The sequence below is a fragment of the Streptomyces sp. NPDC044003 genome, assembly GCF_056435185.1.
This window is the reverse complement of sequence record NZ_JBWKFA010000004.1, coordinates 261,566-278,284: the sequence shown is the minus strand read 5'-3', so window position 1 is coordinate 278,284 and position 16,719 is coordinate 261,566. Positions and strand designations below refer to the sequence as shown.

Annotated in this window: 16 protein-coding genes and 2 pseudogenes; 12 read left to right on the top strand and 6 right to left on the bottom strand. The window is 72.1% G+C overall.

Annotated features, from left to right (window positions below):
• Nucleotides 1-48: 48 nt before the first annotated feature.
• The 6 genes from AC07AW_RS18380 (at nucleotide 49) to AC07AW_RS18355 (ending at nucleotide 4,284) form a co-directional block, all read left to right on the top strand.
• A complete protein-coding gene (locus AC07AW_RS18380; protein WP_478816518.1) occupies nucleotides 49-954 on the top strand; it encodes a universal stress protein in 906 nt (301 codons plus the stop codon).
• Nucleotides 951-1,955, top strand: coding sequence for a universal stress protein (locus AC07AW_RS18375; protein ID WP_478816517.1), 1,005 nt, complete (start codon nucleotides 951-953; stop codon nucleotides 1,953-1,955). Before AC07AW_RS18380 ends, AC07AW_RS18375 begins: the two co-directional genes overlap by 4 nt.
• Nucleotides 1,956-2,200: 245 nt before the next feature.
• Nucleotides 2,201-2,614: a CBS domain-containing protein gene (locus tag AC07AW_RS18370; protein WP_478816516.1), complete on the top strand. Its 414-nt coding sequence runs from the start codon at nucleotides 2,201-2,203 to the stop codon at nucleotides 2,612-2,614.
• A gap of 79 nt (nucleotides 2,615-2,693) precedes the next feature.
• Nucleotides 2,694-3,152, top strand: a complete 459-nt coding sequence (locus AC07AW_RS18365) for an Hsp20/alpha crystallin family protein (protein ID WP_478816515.1) — start codon at nucleotides 2,694-2,696, stop codon at nucleotides 3,150-3,152.
• Nucleotides 3,149-3,652 carry a flavodoxin domain-containing protein gene (locus AC07AW_RS18360; RefSeq protein WP_478816514.1) on the top strand — a complete coding sequence of 168 codons (504 nt, stop codon included), beginning with the start codon at nucleotides 3,149-3,151 and terminating at the stop codon, nucleotides 3,650-3,652. The genes AC07AW_RS18365 and AC07AW_RS18360 overlap by 4 nt, the downstream gene beginning before the upstream one ends.
• Before the next feature lie 44 nt (nucleotides 3,653-3,696).
• Nucleotides 3,697-4,284 (top strand): Rv1733c family protein, encoded by a 588-nt coding sequence (locus AC07AW_RS18355; RefSeq protein WP_478816513.1) that lies wholly within the window; start codon nucleotides 3,697-3,699, stop codon nucleotides 4,282-4,284.
• Between the two features lie 36 nt (nucleotides 4,285-4,320).
• Here AC07AW_RS18355 and AC07AW_RS18350 read toward each other — a convergent pair whose 3' ends face one another.
• The 3 genes from AC07AW_RS18350 to AC07AW_RS18340 all read right to left on the bottom strand — a co-directional run bounded on the left by AC07AW_RS18350 (nucleotide 4,321) and on the right by AC07AW_RS18340 (nucleotide 7,145).
• Nucleotides 4,321-4,980, bottom strand: coding sequence for a DUF4389 domain-containing protein (locus AC07AW_RS18350; protein ID WP_478816512.1), 660 nt, complete (start codon nucleotides 4,978-4,980; stop codon nucleotides 4,321-4,323).
• 70 nt (nucleotides 4,981-5,050) lie between these two features.
• Complete coding sequence (locus AC07AW_RS18345) at nucleotides 5,051-5,707, bottom strand: CBS domain-containing protein (RefSeq protein WP_478816511.1); 657 nt, start codon at nucleotides 5,705-5,707, stop codon at nucleotides 5,051-5,053.
• 10 nt (nucleotides 5,708-5,717) lie between these two features.
• Nucleotides 5,718-7,145 (bottom strand): MBL fold metallo-hydrolase RNA specificity domain-containing protein, encoded by a 1,428-nt coding sequence (locus tag AC07AW_RS18340; RefSeq protein WP_478816510.1) that lies wholly within the window; start codon nucleotides 7,143-7,145, stop codon nucleotides 5,718-5,720.
• Nucleotides 7,146-7,322: 177 nt separating this feature from the next.
• On the opposite strand from AC07AW_RS18340, the gene AC07AW_RS18335 reads away from it, so the two are divergent.
• Entirely contained in the window at nucleotides 7,323-8,363 is a 1,041-nt protein-coding gene (locus tag AC07AW_RS18335) for an alcohol dehydrogenase catalytic domain-containing protein (RefSeq protein WP_478816509.1), read from the top strand.
• A 287-nt stretch (nucleotides 8,364-8,650) separates the two neighbouring features.
• Nucleotides 8,651-10,411 (top strand): annotated as a pseudogene (locus AC07AW_RS18330) (glycoside hydrolase family 65 protein); the annotation flags it as partial.
• Between the two features lie 8 nt (nucleotides 10,412-10,419).
• On the opposite strand, the gene AC07AW_RS18325 reads toward AC07AW_RS18330, so the two are convergent.
• Together AC07AW_RS18325 and AC07AW_RS18320 are read right to left on the bottom strand one after the other, a co-directional pair.
• Nucleotides 10,420-11,409, bottom strand: coding sequence for an Acg family FMN-binding oxidoreductase (locus AC07AW_RS18325; protein ID WP_478816508.1), 990 nt, complete (start codon nucleotides 11,407-11,409; stop codon nucleotides 10,420-10,422).
• 22 nt (nucleotides 11,410-11,431) lie between these two features.
• Entirely contained in the window at nucleotides 11,432-12,058 is a 627-nt protein-coding gene (locus tag AC07AW_RS18320) for a CBS domain-containing protein (RefSeq protein WP_478816507.1), read from the bottom strand.
• Between the two features lie 260 nt (nucleotides 12,059-12,318).
• On the opposite strand from AC07AW_RS18320, the gene AC07AW_RS18315 reads away from it, so the two are divergent.
• The 4 genes and pseudogenes from AC07AW_RS18315 (at nucleotide 12,319) to AC07AW_RS18300 (ending at nucleotide 15,985) form a co-directional block, all read left to right on the top strand.
• Entirely contained in the window at nucleotides 12,319-13,215 is an 897-nt protein-coding gene (locus AC07AW_RS18315) for a universal stress protein (protein ID WP_478816506.1), read from the top strand.
• Nucleotides 13,212-13,580: pseudogene (locus tag AC07AW_RS18310) on the top strand (universal stress protein); the annotation flags it as partial. The gene AC07AW_RS18315 and the pseudogene AC07AW_RS18310, both read left to right, overlap by 4 nt.
• Before the next feature lie 181 nt (nucleotides 13,581-13,761).
• Nucleotides 13,762-14,073, top strand: coding sequence for a universal stress protein (locus tag AC07AW_RS18305; RefSeq protein ID WP_478816505.1), 312 nt, complete (start codon nucleotides 13,762-13,764; stop codon nucleotides 14,071-14,073).
• Between the two features lie 181 nt (nucleotides 14,074-14,254).
• Nucleotides 14,255-15,985 carry a sensor histidine kinase gene (locus AC07AW_RS18300; protein WP_478816504.1) on the top strand — a complete coding sequence of 577 codons (1,731 nt, stop codon included), beginning with the start codon at nucleotides 14,255-14,257 and terminating at the stop codon, nucleotides 15,983-15,985.
• Between the two features lie 6 nt (nucleotides 15,986-15,991).
• Here AC07AW_RS18300 and AC07AW_RS18295 read toward each other — a convergent pair whose 3' ends face one another.
• Entirely contained in the window at nucleotides 15,992-16,678 is a 687-nt protein-coding gene (locus AC07AW_RS18295; RefSeq protein WP_478816503.1) for a response regulator, read from the bottom strand.
• Nucleotides 16,679-16,719 lie beyond the last annotated feature (41 nt).

Here is a 16,719-nt window from a genome sequence, read left to right as displayed (position 1 = left end):
CCCTCGGGACGTGCTCCCGAGCCTCGGACGTTCTCCGGAGGTGGAACCATGAACAGCGAGATCCCCGTCCGACCGGAGCTCGGCCACGTCGTCGTCGGAGTCGACGGCTCCCCCTCCGGGCGCACGGCCGCGCTGTGGGCCGCCGCCGAGGCGGACCGCCGAGGACGGCCGCTGCGTCTCGTGCACGCCGCCGACACCGACCGCAGGGCCCTCTACGCCAACGCCGACACGCTTCAGGCCGTGCGTGAGGCGGGCCGCGATCTGCTGGCCGGGACCGCGAGCGCGGTCCAGGAGCGTTTCCCGGACCTCGAGGTCACGAAGGAACTGAGCCGTCAGGAACCGGTCGCCGGTCTCCGGGCGGCCGCCGGGCACCGGGGCACGATCGTGGTCGGCAACCGGGGGCTCGGTGGCTTCTCCAGCCTCATGCTGGGCTCCGTCGGTCTGGGCGTGGCCGCCCGGGCGGAGGTCCCCGTGATCGTCGTACGCGGGGAGGGCGAGCGCCCGGACACCGGCTCGGTGACGGCGGCCGTGCACGACGCGGAGGACCTGGGGTGGCTGCTCCTGGCGGCCGCGGAGGCGGAGGCCCGCAAGGCGGCCCTGCGGCTCGTGAGCGTCTGGAACGTGTTCACCCACGTCGGCAGTGTCGCGACCATGCTCGACGACCTCGACGGGATCGCCAGGCAACGCGTCCACGAGGTGAAGGCGCTCGCCGACCGTGTCCGCGCCGTCCATCCGGATCTCATCGTGGGGCACCACGTGGAGACGGGGACGAGCACCCCCGGCATCCTGGTCGAGGCGAGCGGCCACACCGACCTGATCGTGATGGGCCGCGACCGTCGTCCGCTGGGCGTCGGACCGTCCCTGGGGCGCGTCGCCCACACGCTGATCCACCACGCGCACTGCCCGGTGGAGATCGTCCCGCTCTCCTTCCCGAAGCCGGACGAGGAGCCATGAGCGACGTACTGCTGGGCGTCGATCCCCGCGAGCTGTCGATCCCGGCGCTGATCTGGGCCGCCGACGAGGCGGCACGCCGCGGACTGCCCCTGCGGCTGGTCGCGGCCGTGCCACCCGTGCACGACCGGATCCCGTACGACGCGCTCGCCCACCAGGGCAGCGTGCGGATCCGCGCGGAGTCGGCGCTGGTCAACGCGGAGGATCTCGTACGGGAAGTGCACGAGGGACTGCGGACCGCGACCGAGCTCGTCGTCGGGTCACCGGCCACGGTGCTGCTGGCCAGGACGGCACGTGCGGCGCTCGCCGTCGTGGGGTCGCGCCACCTCGGCCGGGCCGCCGAGATGCTGAGCGAGGGATCGGTGGTCGTTCCGCTGACGGCGCAGGCCGACTGTCCTGTCGTCGTGGTCCGTGCCCCGGAGCACACCGCGGTTCACCCCCCGACCCTCGTCGTCGGTGTGGACGGGAGCGGGACGTACGGAGCAGTCGTCGCCTTCGCGGTCGAGGAGGCGAGCCTTCGGGAAGCGCGGCTCCGCGCGGTGTGCGTCCGGCCCCGCGCCTTCCGCTCGCACGGCGACGTGGAGGAAGAGCTCTCCGAGCGCCGGCGGCTGCTGTCCGAGTCCGTCGCGGGCTGGGCGGAGCGGTATCCGGACGTCCGCATCACCGTGGAGGTCCTCTGGGGACACCCGGTCGAGCAGCTCACCCTGACCTCCCGGGAGTCCCTCGCCCTGGTCGTCGGCCGCCGGGGACGGGGCGGCACCACGGGCCTGCGGCTCGGCTCGACGGTCCACGGGCTGCTGCACCGCGCGCAGTGCCCGGTGATCACCGTGCCCTTCCCCGCACCAGGAGGGCGGGACGGCGACCGGCCGGGGGCCGAACGGACCCGCTCCCATCCGGACCGACCGGCCCCCGGATCCGTGGCCCGCTCGGCACTGGGCGCGCCCCGTCCGGGGCGGGACGGTGGAATGGAAGGTACGAGCGGCACCGGACGGAGGGAGGAGTGACCATGCCCAGGAAGAAGACACGGCACCGAGTCGCACAGAAGACCGGGTCGTCGGCCCGGAGCGGCACACGGGCGGCCACGGGGGACGCGCTGCCCGCTCGTGCCGCGAACCGCCGGCAGCCGGTGGAGGGAACCAAGGGGCGTCCCGGGCGTCCCGTGCAGACCGTCAGAGTGTCGGGGCTCTTCCTCTGAACGACGGTGCACACGCCGATCACGAGCAGGGGGAGCGGTAAGGAGGACACGGTCATGACGACCGCGAGGGAGATCATGCATTCCGGCGCGAGCTGCGTGCAGGAGGACGAGAACCTGATGGAGGCCGCCCGCCGCATGAGCGAACTGGACGTCGGCGCGCTGCCCATCTGCGGGCCGGACAACCGGCTCCACGGCATCATCACGGACCGCGACATCGTGGTGAAGTGCCTCGCCAAGGGCAAGGACCCCCACCGGATGACGGCCGGATACCTGGCCCAGGGCAAGCCGGTCACCGTGGACGCGGACGCCGACAGCGAGCAGGTGCTCCGCACGATGCAGGACCACCGCATCCGCCGGGTGCCCGTGATCGAGGACCACCGCCTCGTCGGGATGATCAGCGAGGCCGACCTGGCACGGCACCTTCCGGAGGAGCGGGTCGGGCACTTCGTCGAGGAGATCTGCTGCTGACGGCACCGGAGCCGTCGCGACCGTCCGCACCGACCCGGGTTCCGGCGACCCGCCGGGCCCGTGCACGAGGAGGAGAGCCATGACCGGAGACAAGGTGGAACGCAGGCACAGCCTCTTCCCCGACTTCGACAGCTGGTTCGGCAGGGAGTTCCCGGGGCTGCCCGGGTGGCGACCGGGGACGGCCGCCCACTCCATTCCCGTGGAGGTGACCAGCGGTGCCGGGACGTACGTGCTGCGGGCCGAGCTCCCGGGAATGGACCCGGACAACGACATCACCATCACCGTCGACGACAACCTCATCACGGTGAGCGCGGAGCACAGCGAGAGCACGGAGGACAAGGACCACTCGGAGTTCCGCTACGGATCGTTCCGCCGTACCGTGCGCCTCCCGGGCACGATCCCCGCCGACGACGTCGAGGCGTCGTACGCGGACGGCATTCTGACCATTCGCGTCCCGCTGCCCGAGGAGCAGACCACCTCGGTCCGGACCGTTCCGGTGACGCGGAGGGACAAGCCGGCCGGGGGAGCGGTGTCATGAACGCCAAGCGAGTCCTCGTCGCGTACGGCAGCAAGGCCGGCGCGACCGCCGGGATCGCCGAAGAGATCGGCAAGACGCTCCGCGACGACGGCTTCGACGCCGACGTCGTGCCGGCCGACACCGTCACCGACGTCGGCGGCTACGACGGGGTCGTCCTCGGCGGAGCCCTGTACGCCGGGCGCTGGAACGGCAAGGCGCGCCGCTGCGCCCGGCGCAACGCCGAGCAGCTCCGCAGGCGGCCCGTCTGGCTCTTCAGCAGCGGCCCCGTCGACAGCTCCGCCGAGGAGCACGACATCCCGCCCGTACCCGGTGTCGCCCGACGGATGAAGCAGCTCGGCGCACGGGAGCACATCACCTTCGGCGGTGCCGTGACCGCCGACAGCCCGAATCCCCTCGCCCGGTCCATGGCCCGCCACGGCAAGGGCGGAGACTTCCGCGACACGGCACGGATCCAGGAGTGGGCCCATCACATCGGAACCGACCTCGGCATCACGCACTGAACGCCGCCACCGGTCCGCCCGGCCATTCCCCCAGGAGGCGCGACATGGGCCCATACCGACCGACGGACCCTCGGCCCACGCCGTCCTGGCGTGCCCCCGGTGGACGCGCCGCGCTGATCCTCGCCCTGATGATCGCCCTGATCTGCGGCGCCGTGGCAGCCGTGGTCGTGTGGAACGCCGGGGCCGAGGCCGACCGTGAACTCGCCTCCCACCGCCACCAGGTGCGGGCGACCACGACCGGAGGGGCCAAGGACTCACCTGTGGCCGCCCGATTCGGCGTGGAACAGCAGTCCGTCGCACCGGCGGTCTGGCGGTACCCCGAGAACGTCCGCCGGTCCGGGACGATCCACGTCCCGCCCCGGACGCCCCAGGGCCGCACCGTGCCGATCTGGGTGGACGACACCGGCGCTCCCGCCCGCCCGCCGGGCAGCGCCGCCGACCGCGCGCTGACCACGATCGCGGGCGGAAGCTTCACCACGGTCACCGTGGGAGCGGGTGCGCTCCTCCTCGTACGACGGCGAACCGAAGCACGCCGGCTCGCGGGTTGGGAACGGGAGTGGGAAGAGGTCGAACCCGAGTGGTCGGGCCGACTGCGACGACGGGGGAACGCTCCGGAGAGCGGCGACGACTGAACACGCCGCCGAACTCCGGCGCGCGAGGCGGCGCGGTCAGCGGACGGTGCCCTGGCCCGGCTCCGTGCCGCCCTGGTCGAGGCGGAAGGGCGGGTAGACGTCCGTCATCAGGCTCGCGTAGGCGGCGACGCGCAGGACCCAGCGGTTCAGGCCGACGACGAGGGCGAACAGGTCGCGCGGATACCGTTCGGTGAAGGTCACGGAGAAGCCCGCGATGAGGGCGAGCAGGGTGATCAGGCCGCCGCTCCACCAGCCGGCGCGCATGCCTCCGGAGAAGAAGGCGAGCACCAGGTAGTGGGGGATGGCGAGCAGCCACCACTTGACCAGGACCAAGGAGCGGGAGAGCCGTTCCGGGTAGGCGATGTCGAGCCGGGCCGGGTAGCCGGGTTCCGGGCCGAGGCTGAAAGGCGGGTAGCGGTCGGTGCCGAGTGCGCCGTACGCGTAGTACGAGACGCGCCAGGACCAACGGAGCACGCCGAGGTTGAAGTCGAAGAGGGCCCGTGGGTAGCGCTCGGTGAAGAGGACGGCGAAGAACGCGATCACCGTCACGACGAGGAAGGCGATCCAGAGGAAGATCAGCACGATCCAGTGGGGGATGGCCAGGATCCACTTGACCAGCCACAGCCAGCGTGACAGCCGGTCGTCGAGTTCGGCCGTCACGGCCACGGGAGCGTACGAGGTGCCCGGGGTGTTCATGATCGTCACTTCCTCGGCAGGTCGTCGTCTTCTTACGTCAGGAGGTCGACGTCGGTCCCACCTTCCAGGATCACCCGCCTTCGGCCCGGGCGGTGAGTTCACACCGCACGTCCACCACCCCTTCGACGGCGCGTGTCAGGCGGGCCGCGAGCGGGACGAGCGCGTCGTCGCGGACCTGGCCGGACAGGGTCACGACACCGGCTTCGACACGGACGTCCACCTGGCGATGAGAAAGCGGGAACAGGTGCTCGATGACTTCGCTGCGCACCTCGGCGGCCAGATCCTCGTCCGGGCGGAGGAAGACCTTGAGGAGGTCGGCCCGGCTGACGATGCCCTGGAGGGTCCCGCTCGTGTCCACGACCGGGAGCCGCTTGACACGGTGGGCCGCCATGATCCGGGCCGCCTGGGGCAGGGACGCCTCGGGACGGACCGTGACGGCCGGCGAGGTCATCAGGTCCCCGGCACGGCGAGAGCCGGCCTTGGCCGTGGCGTCGAGGCGTCGCATCTGCTCGACGAGGCCGACGCGGTGGTCGTGGAACTCCTCCTTGAGGAGCAGATCCGCCTCGGACACCACGCCGACGACGCGTCCCTCGCCCTCGACCACGGGCACGGCGGTCACCTTCCACCGCTCCATCGCGGTGACGATCTCCTTGAACTCCGCGTCGCGCAGGACGGCGACGACCTTCCTGGTCATCACGTCGGCGACGGTGAACGGCTGGGTGCTCATGACTCTCTCCTCAGCGGACCAGGACGGCCTCGCCCGAGCGGGGGACGACGGCCGTCCAGCCCAGCTCGTGGTCGATGCGGTCGCGCAGGGCGGCGGACGCGGCCGGTTCGCCGTGGACGAGGTAGGTGGTGTGCGGGGGAGGGGCGTCACGCAGCCAGTCGACGATCTGTCCGGCGTCGGCGTGGGCCGAGAAGTGGGGGACATCGGCGACCTCGGCCCGTACGGGCACGTACTCGCCGAACATCTTCAGCGTCCGGGCTCCGTCGACCAGGTCCCGCGCCCGGGTGCCGGCGGCGGCGAAGCCGACGATGACGACCGCGTTGCGCGGGTCCGGGAGCAGCCGGCGCAGGTGGTGCAGGACGCGGCCGCCGGTGGCCATGCCGGCCGAGGAGACGATGACGGCGGGGCCGTGCGCGCTGTTGATGTCGATGGACTCCTGGACCGTCCTGGCGGCGAGGAAGGGCTCGGGGCTCAGCGCGGCCCCGCCCCGGGCCAGGATCTCCGGCCTCAGCTCGGCCGAGCGCTCGCGCACCGCGTCACGGTAGACGTCCAGCGCGGCCAGGGCCATGGGACTGTCCACGTACACGGGGACCGACCGGGGCAGGACGCCTTCGTCGCGCAGCCGCGTCAGCTCGTGCAGGACCACCTCGGTACGGTCGATCGCGAAAGCCGGGACGACGACGGTGCCGTCGCGGGAGAGGGTGCGGCTGATGACGGAGGAGAACTCCGAGCGGGCGGACTCCGGGTCGTGCCGGCGGTCGCCGTACGTGGACTCCATGAGCAGGACGTCGGCGCCCGAGAAGGGCTCCGGCGGCAGCAGCAGCGGGTGCCCGGGCCGCCCGAGGTCTCCGGAGACGGCCAGGGTGTGGCCGTCCTCCAGGGTCAGGTGGGCCCACGCGGAGCCGAGGATGTGCCCGCAGTGGTGGAGGCTGAGCCCGGTTCCGGTCATGATCTCCACGTCGGCGCCGACGGGGACCGGGTCGAGGAACGACAGCGTCTTCTCGACGTCGGAGTCGTCGTACAGGGGCTTGGCCGGGCGGTGCTTCGACCAGCCGTGCTCGTTGGCATGACGGGCCGCCTCCATCTGCAGGCGCGCACTGTCGCGCAGCACGATCCCGGCGAGCCGGGCCGTGGGGGCGCTGGTGAGGATCGGTCCCCGGAAGCCCTGCCGGACCAGGCGGGGCAGGTAGCCGCAGTGGTCCAGATGCGCATGGGTGACGACCACGGCGTCGACGTCCGCGGCGTCGCGGGCGAACCGCTCCCAGTTGCGGCGCCGCAGGGCCGCGAAACCCTGGAAGAGACCGCAGTCGAGGAGGATCCGCGCATGGTCGCTCTCCACCAGGAACCTGCTCCCGGTGACCGTCCCCACCCCGCCCAGGAAGCTGAGCAGAGCCGGGCGCGGAGCGGCGGGAGCGGGGTTCGGGGCTGCCTCGGACATGGCCCCTCCTTCGGAAGGTGTACCGGTCTTCACTCTCGCACCCGGACCGGGCCCGCCCGGAGAGTCCGTACGGGCCCATCGGGGGTCCGACCGGCCCATGCCGCGGTCGGAGAATCGCGCGGAACCTGGTGGAAGAGGACCACCGCCGCGACGCGCGACAGGAAGTGGGTGGGCGCCATGAAGGCACTCGTCTTCCAGGGGCCGGGCCTGACCGCCTGGCAGGACGTACCCGACCCGGGCATCGAGGACCCGGCCGACGCGATCGTGCGGGTCGACGCCGTCACCATCTGCGGCACGGACCTGCACATCCTGAAGGGCGACGTGCCGGAGGTGGAGTCCGGCCGGGTCCTCGGACACGAGGCGGTCGGCACGGTGGTCGAGACCGGGGGCGATGTCCGTACCGTACGGCCCGGCGATCGTGTCCTGATCTCCTGCATCTCCGCCTGCGGCAGGTGCCGCTTCTGCCGTGAGAGCCGCTACGGACAGTGCCGCGGCGGGGGCGGCTGGATCCTCGGTCACACCATCGACGGCACCCAGGCCGAATACGTCCGCGTGCCCTTCGCCGACCTGTCCGTCCATCCCCTGCCGGACTCGATCGACAGCGCCGACGCCGTCCTGCTCGCCGACATCTTCCCCACCTCCTACGAGGTCGGGGTGCTGAACGGGGCCGTGCGCCCCGCCGACACGGTCGTGGTCGTGGGCGCGGGACCCATCGGTCTCGCCGCCATCGCCACCGCCGGGTTCTACAGTCCCGGCCGTGTCATCGCCGTCGACCTGGCGGAGTCACGGCTCGCCGCCGCCCGAGCCCTCGGCGCGGACGCCACCGTGAACGCAACCGAGAAGCCGGAACAGCTCGTCGCGGACCTGACCGACGGCCTCGGTGCCGATGTCGTGATGGAGGCCGTCGGCGTCCCGGAGGCGTTCGAGACGTGCACGCGGATGGTCCGCCCCGGAGGCCGGGTCGCCAACATCGGCGTCCACGGCAAGCCGGCGGTACTCCACCTCGAAGACCTGTGGATCAAGGACGTCACGATCACCACCGGCCTCGTGGACACCTCGTCCACACCCCTGCTGCTCCGCATGATGGCCGCCGGACGGCTCCCGTCCTCGTCCCTCGTCACCCACCGCTTCGGGCTGGGGCAGATGGAAGAGGCGTACGACGTCTTCGGACGCGCGTCGGAGACGAGCGCCCTCAAAGTCGTGCTCGGCGGGACGTAGGCCGCGCCGATGGCCGGCTCCGACGCGCATCCCGAACCGAGCGCCCCCACGAACGGCCGACGGCCCGGATCCCGTCCGCTCCGCGCCCTCGTCCTGGACACCGACGGTGTGCTCCTCGATTCGGCCGGCCTCCACGCGGCGGCCTGGAAGACCGCGCTCGACGCCTGCCTGACAGCCGTTCCGGGCGCGGGACAGCCGCCCTTCGACGCCGACGCCGAGTACCGCCGATTCGTCGACGGAAGATCCCGTTACGACGGCGCGGCGGCCCGGATGACCGGCGACTGGGAGTGGAGATACGACCGGTACGACCCGGAACGCGAGCCGCTGGTCGAAGCGCTCTGCACCCTGGGCAACGGCCGGTTCGCCACTCGGGGCTCCGCTCCCGAGTGCACCGCCGGGGGCGCGTATTACCCGGGCACGTATCTGGCCGGCTGCTACGACCGGCTCACCTCGACCGTCGCGGGGCAGCGGGTCGAGAACGAGGATCTCGTCAACCTTCCGAACTGGACGCTGCTGCGCTACCGCTGCCTCCCGGACGACGGCCCGCCGGGCGACTGGCTCACTCCCGACGCCGGGGAACTGCGCCACTACGACGTCCACCTCGACCTCCGCGCGGGGGTCCTCACGCGACGACTGTTCTTCGAGGACGCCCGCGGGCGGTGCCTCCGTGTCAGCCACATCCGTGTCGTGCACATGGGGGACGCCGGGCTCGCGGCTCAGTGCACCCTCTTCCGTGCCTATGGCTGGAGCGGCGCCGTCGAGGTGCGGTCCGTCCTCGACGGCACCGTCACCAACGCCGGAGTCGAGCGCTACCGGAACCTCGACGGGCGTCATCTCACGGACCACCGGACCGGGTTCGAGCCCGGCGGCGTCGCATGGATCTCCTGCCGCACGGCCGACCCGGGCATCAGGGTCGCCATGGCCGTGCGCACGGTCACCCGTCCCGAGCTGCCCGTACGGGAGACGGCCGACCCGGCCGCCACCGGTACGCGCAGGCCACCGGCGACCGCGGCTTCCTGCACTCCGCCGGTGCGGAGATCCTCCTGGAGATCGCCCGCTACTGGGCCGGGGCCGCCGCCTTCGACCCGGCCCTGGAGCGCTACCGTATCCGCGGGATCGTGGGACCGGACGAGTACCACGACGCCTATCCCGACGCGACGGTCCCGGGCATCGACGACAACGCCTACACCAACGCGACCGCCGCCTGGGTTCTCGCCCGCGGCCTCGACCTGCTCGGCGAACTGTCCCAGGCCCGACGCGCGGAGCTCTCGGAGCGACTGTCGGTGGACGAAGACGAACTCACTCGCTGGGAGGACGTCTCCCGATGCCTGTACGTGCCGTTCCACCAGGGCGTGGTGAGCCAGTTCGAGGGATACGGAGACCTGGCGGAACTCGACTGGGAGGCGTACCGGGTCCGTTACGGCGACATCCGCAGACTCGACCGGATCCTGGAGGCCGAGGGCGACACGGTCAACCGCTACCAGGCGTCGAAGCAGGCCGACACCCTCATGCTCGGCCACCTCTTCCGGCCCGGGGAGCTGTACGGCCTGTTCGGCCGGCTCGGATACGCGCTGGACGACGAGATCTGGCGTGCGACCGTCTCGTACTACCTGCGGCGCACCAGCCACGGCTCCACCCTCAGCAGCCTCGTCCACGGGTGGGTGCTGGCCCGGCAGATGGGCGCCGACGCCTGGCGGTACTGCGAGGAGGCCCTGCTCGCCGACGTGGCCGATGTCCAAGGGGGCACGACCGGGGAGGGGATCCATCTCGGTGCGATGGCCGGCACGATCGACCTCGTCGAGCGGGGGATCACCGGCCTGGAGACGGGGCCGGAAGGGCTTCGGGTGGCTCCGGTGGCACTGGCGGAGATCCCGCGGTTCACCTTCACCGTGTGCTGCGGCCGTCATCGAGGGGTGCGCCTGCGGATGCTCCCCGGGCGGCTCGCCGTTCGGGTCCCCGCCTCGCCCGAGGGCCCGCTCGCCGTCGTACTCCCCGGCGACCGGCGGTTCACCGTCGAACCCGGCCAGGAGCGTTGGTTCCGTCTGTGAAGAGTTGCTCAGCCGAAGGCGAGCACCTCGGAGACGGGCCGGCGCGGTGTGGCTCGGCCCAGGGGGCCGTAACCCAGGCGGATCACCATGTGGACGAAGCCGATCGTCGAGCCGGGATCGCGGGCGTCGGAACGGAGTTCGGGCCATTCCAGCGGCTGGGACATGAGCGAGGTGGCAAGGCCGTCGAGGGTGGCCTGCAGCAGGACGCGCTGCAGCGCCTGGCCGGCCTTCAGCCAGTCCTCCGGGGTGTCCTCGACCGTGCCGAGCAGGGCGATCTGAGGCCTCTTCTCGAAGCGCGCCGACCCACGGCCGGGCATCTGTCGCGGAGCGCCGAAGTCCCTGACCGGGGAGGTCACGTCGTACTGCCGTGGGCCGAAGGCGTACGCGGGGATGCCTTCGGTGCCGGGGCCTTCACCGACCGCGCCCGTGCGCATCCAGGCGGCGATCTCCGCGCGTACGGCCTCGTCCGCCGCTTCGAACAGTTCGGAGGCATGGACGAGGTCCATGACGGTGTCGGTGTGCCATTCCCCCGGTACGACCAGCCGGCAGCCCTCCAGCAGAGCCGCGGCCCGGAGGCCGTCGATCACCTCGGAGGGGATCACTTCCTCGGTGAAGGGGAAGCGGCTGGTGTGCCGCCGCGCCAGGGCGCCGTGCAGCGAGCCCAGATCACTGTCGGCGTCCTCGGAACCGTCGAACCGCAGGTCGGCCAGGTGCCAGGGATCGTCCGGGGACGGCAGCAGCCGCACCACCGGATGCAGGTCCCGGTGCGCGGCGGAGACCCGCAGACCGAACAGTGCGGCGCCGCAGCCGAGGTGGAGGGCGCGGTGGTCGGGGTCTTCGTGCGGCATGCCGCGCAGCGGATCGCCGTGCAGCTCGATGACGCCGGCTTCCGTCCTGGCGACGAAACTCCACGGCTGCGCGTTGTGCATCGAGGGAGCCGTGACGGCGTCTTCGATCAGCGACGTCACGAGCGGTCGGGTCAGAGCGGTGGTAGACACGGTTCGTCCTGTCTGTGGTGAGTCACCAAGCGATGTCGTGCGGAGTCCGGGTGGAGGATGCGAGCCGTGGAGCGTCGTCCTCGTGGAAGGACAGCCGGTCCACGACGGCGACGACGCCGTCCACGCGCTCGGCGAGTCCGAGGAGCATCCGAGCCTGACTCCGCCGCCGGACGCGGCCCTCCAGCGTCACCACGCCGTCGAGGACGTGCACGTCCACCGCGTCCCAGGGCAGGTCCAGGGCATCCGTGAGGACGTCCTCACGGATGCGCTGCCGTACCTCCGCGTCCGGGCGGAGGTAGACGCAGAGCAGGTCACGGCGGGTCACGATGCCCACCAGCCGTTCCTCCTCGTCGACGACCGGAAGGCGTTCGACTCCACGGCGCACCATCAGCCGCGCCGCGTCCGCCACCGTCTCCTCGGCGTGCACCGTGACGGCGGGCGCGGTCATCAGGTCCCGCACGGTCAGCTCGTGGCGGGCCAGGAGGTCGCTCCCGGACACGACGCCGACGACGTGGTCGTCCTCGTCCACCACGGGGACACCGCTGATGTCGTGCTCGGCGAGCAACTTCGCCACCTGTCTGAACGGCGTCGCAGGGACGGCGGAGACCACGTCGTCGGTCATCAGGCCGCCGACCTTCATGTGCTTCATCGTCGCGCCTCCTCTTCGAGGGCGAGGGTTCGGAGGGTGCGCTGTCCCGTGTCACCCACCCTCCACCGCACGCTCGGGGCCGGGGAGGGGCCGAATGGTCCACCGTCAGGACCGAACGGGCTCGTCACCCCCGGTCCGCCTGCCTCCTCGACCGACCGGTGGGGACCTTTGGTCCCGTCATTGGCCCCAGCGGCCCTCCGGCCGTCCGGGATCGGCTGCCACGGTGGAAGGAGTCTCCCGGATCGTGGGGAGGAGGAGTCATGGACGGCATCACAGCCCGTCCCGGCCTCGGCAGGGTCGTGGTCGGCGTCGACGGATCACCCTCCGCGCGGAAGGCGGCGATGTGGGCGGCAGCGGAGGCGGCCCTGCGGGGCGGCACGCTCTGCCTCGTCCATGCGGCGGACACGGACGCGCCGTTCCTGTCCCGGGAGGAGATCACCAGGAGCCGCCTGGCAGGGCGGGAACTGCTCGACCGGACCGCCCAGGAGATCACGGCGCTCCACCCCGGGCTCACGGTCGTCGAGGAACTCACCGAGGGTCCGGCCCCCGAGCGGCTGCGGCGAGCCGCCGCCCTGACCGGCACGATCGTCGTCGGCCACCGGGGTCTTGGAGGCTTCTCCTCCCTGCTGCTCGGATCGGTCGGTCTTGAGGTCGCGGCTGCCGCGACCACACCTGTCGTCGTGGTGCGTGGGGACACCGAGGCCGCCGAGGCAGGTGTCGTCCTGGCAGCGGTGCGGGACGAGGCCGACGCGGGCTGTGCCCGTGCGGCGGCCCGCGAGGCCGCGCTGCGCAAGGTTCCGCTGCGGCTGCTGCACATCTGGAGGGTGGGGCTGTCCGCCGGCTCACGGGCTGTGGTGCGCGACCGCGGCGAGGAGGCCGCCCGCGATCACGTACGCCCGCTGTTCTCGGTCCTGGACCGGGTCCGGGAGGAGTTTCCCGAACTCACCGTGGAGGCCGACGGCCAGAAGAGCCACAGCGTGGCCGGAGCTCTCGTCGACGCGACGCACGACGCCGACCTCGTCGTCGCCGGAGGCCGACGGTCGCCCGGCTACCTCGGACCCACCATCGGACGGATCACGCTCAGCCTCCTCCAGCACGCCCACTGCCCCGTGGAGCTCCTTCCCCGGCAAGGGCCCGGACACGGGAGCACGCCATGACACGCACCAGGGATCGCCGTGCCGTCGTCTTCGGAGTGGAACCGGTCAGGAACTGGCACCTCGCCCTTGCCCGGGCCGTCGACGAGGCTCACCTGCGCGGCATGGAACTGCGCCTGGTGGTCGCGGTACCACCGCGGCACGACACCCCACACGGCGGCGACACCCCTCGGCACGCGGCACAGCGGCAGGCCGGCACGGAAGCTCTGCGTACGGCACTCGCCTGGGCGCACGAGCGGCAGCCGGCCGTCAAGGCCACCTCCTCCCTCCTCGACGGGTTCCCTTCAGGAGTCCTGGGCGGTCTGTCACGCGAGGCCGGCCTCATGGTGCTGGGCTCTCGGCACCTCAGCCGTACCGAGGAGTTCCTGAGCGCCGGTTCCCTGGTCGTCCCGGTCACCGCGAAGGCGCGCTGCCCGGTGGTCGTCGTGGGCGACGCGGAGCACGTCACGCAGGAGACGCCCCACCTCGTGGTCGGCGTCGACGGCAGCGAGTCCTCATCGAGCAGCCCTGGCCTGGGCCTTCGAGGAAGCGGACCTCCGGCGCTGTGCCGTGATCGCCGTCGCCGCCTGGCAGCCGCCCGTCTTCTCCACGCACGGCGGCGACACGCTGTTCCACGCCGAGCGCCGTCTGCTCTACGAGACCACCGTGGGCTGGGCGGAGAAGTACCCCGACGTCCGGCTCACCCACGAGGTCGAGACCGGTTCTCCCGTCGAGACGCTCGCGAACGCCGCCGAGCACGCCCTGGCCGTGGTCGTCGGCCGCCGGGGCCGGGGCGGATACACCGGGATGCGTGTCGGTTCCGTCGTCCACGGGCTGCTGCACCGTGCCCACTGCCCCGTGGTCACCGTCCCCGCGAGGTGAGCGAACCGTGACCGCGCCGCCCCGTCTCCGCAGCCGGGCCGTGCCCGGCCGGCCCGCTGGTCACGGTGTCCGCGCCGCCTCCCGTGGGACGCGTCCGGCTGGAGCCTTGGGGCCACGGAAACTACCGTGAAGATGTGCCCGTCAAGCGAGGAGCGCGCGTGCGGCGCGCCCGGAGGTGGTGATGGAAAACGAGGAGCCGGTGCCGGAGGACGGCAGGCTGCCGCGGCTGCGACTCGACGAGCTGCTCGACGAGCTCCAGGCACGCATCGACGAGGTGCGGGGCACCAGGGACCGGCTCAACGGGCTGCTGGAAGCCGTCATGTCGGTGGGCCGCGAGCTCGACCTCCCCCAGGTGCTGCGCGGCATCGTGGAGGCGGCCGTGAGTCTGGTGGACGCCGAGTACGGAGCCCTGGGCGTCATCGGTGAGGGCCGGAAGCTCTCGCAGTTCCTGCCCATCGGCATCGACGACGACGTACGGCGGCAGATCGGGGCGCTGCCGTCCGGGCACGGCATTCTGGGCGAGCTCATCCGCAACCCCGCCCCGCTGCGCATCCCGGAGCTGTCCGAGCACCCCGCGTCGTACGGTTTCCCGCCCCACCATCCGCCGATGCACTCGTTCCTGGGCGTCCCGATCCGCGTCCGCGACGAGGTGTTCGGCAACCTCTATCTCACGGAGAAGCGGGGAGGGGCCGACTTCGACGCCGAGGACGAGGCGGTCGTGACGACGCTGGCCGTCGCGGCCGGCGTCGCCATCGAGAACGCCCGCCTCTACGAGGAGGGCCGCCTCCGGCAGCGGTGGCTCGCCGCGAGCTCCGACCTGACCAACGCGCTCCTGTCCGGCGCGGAGGAGACCGAGGTGCTCGACGGGATGCTGGAGCAGGCCGTGGACATCGCGGCCGCCGACATGGGGGTGTTCTACCTGGTGGGCGCCGGCGGCGAACTGAAGGGCTCGCTCGCCAGCGGTGAGGGGGCCGAAGCGCACCGGGGCGTCGTCCTGCCGACCAGCGAAGGAACCCTGGCCGAGGCCGCCCTCGCGCAGGAGGGCCTGTTCACGGTCGCCGACGTCGAGAACGAGCCCCGCATCAGGGTGCAGCCCGAACGGTGGAAGGGTTTCGGGCCGGCGGTGGCCGTCACGGTCGGCACCAAGGAGCGACTGAGCGGGGTGCTGATCCTCGCCCGGAGGCACGGGCGGCCCCGGTTCAGCGGCCTGGAGATCACGGCTCTCCCCGGATTCGCGGGGCACGCGGCCCTGGCGCTCGAACTGGCCGACCGCCGCCGGGACGCCGAGCAGGTGATCCTCCTGGAAGACCGCGACCGGATCGCCCGTGACCTCCACGACCTCGCGATCCAACGCCTGTTCGCCACCGGCATGACGCTGCAGAGCGCCCGCCGGTTCGTCGAGCACCCGGAGGCCAAGGACCGTCTGAGCCGGGCCATCGACGACCTGGACGCCACCATCAAGATCATCAGGTCGACCATCTTCGGCCTCCGGGAACATGAGCTCTCCGAAGCCCCGAAGCTCCGAAACCGTGTGGTCAAAGCGGTCGACGAGGCCGCGACCACACTCGGATTCGCGCCGGCCCTGCGCATGGAGGGTCTCCTCGACACGGACGTGCCCCCCGACGCGGCCGAGCAGGTGATCGCGGTCATCGGTGAGGCACTCACCAACGTGGCCCGCCACGCGCGCGCCCACAGGGCGGAGGTGTCGGTCGTCGCCGATGACGGCGTCCTGGCGGTGACGGTGAGCGACGACGGTGCCGGCATCGGGCAGGAAGGCCCCCGCAGCGGACTGCGGAACCTCTCCGAAAGGGCCGAGCGGCTGGGCGGCACCCTCTCGGTCCACGCGCGAGGGGAACCGCGCGGCGGCACGGTCCTGGAGTGGCGGATCCCGCTCCCGGACGAGCGGGAGTGAGAGCCCTTACCTCTCCTCGGCGTCGTGCTCGTGTGCCTGAGCGGCGATGACGGCGGCCTGCACGCGGCGTTCCACGCCGAGCTTGCCGAGCAGCCGTGAGATGTGGTTCTTCACGGTCTTCTCCGACAGATAGAGCCGCTTGGCGATCTGCCGGTTGGTGAGCCCCTCGCCGATGAGGTCGAGCACGGACCGCTCCCGCTCGGACAGCACCGCGAGCCGTTCGTCCTCGGGCGGCTTCGCCGGCTCGGGGTCCCGCAGCGAGCGCATCAGCCGGGCGGTGGTGGCGGGGTCCAGCATCGACTGCCCCGTGGCCACGGTCCGTACCGCCGACACGAGGTCGGACCCCTTGATCTGCTTGAGCACATACCCGGCCGCGCCCGCCATGATCGCGTCGAGCAGGGCGTCCTCGTCGTCGAACGACGTCAGCATCAGACAGGTCAGCTCGGGCAGCCGGGAGCGGAGCTCCCGGCACAGGGAGATCCCGTCGCCGTCGGGCAGCCTCACATCGAGGACCGCGACGTCCGCCCGCAGCGCCGGCCCCCGCGCCAGGGCCTGCTCCACCGTCGACGCCTCCCCGACCACTTCCAGGTCCGGCTCGTCGTCGATCAGGTCACGGAGGCCCCGGCGTACGACCTCGTGGTCGTCGACGAGGAAGACCCGCGTGCGCGGGGCGGCTGTCGGCAGATCGGACATGGCGATCCCTGCGGTCGGTGGGCTCGTACCCGCCCCCACAG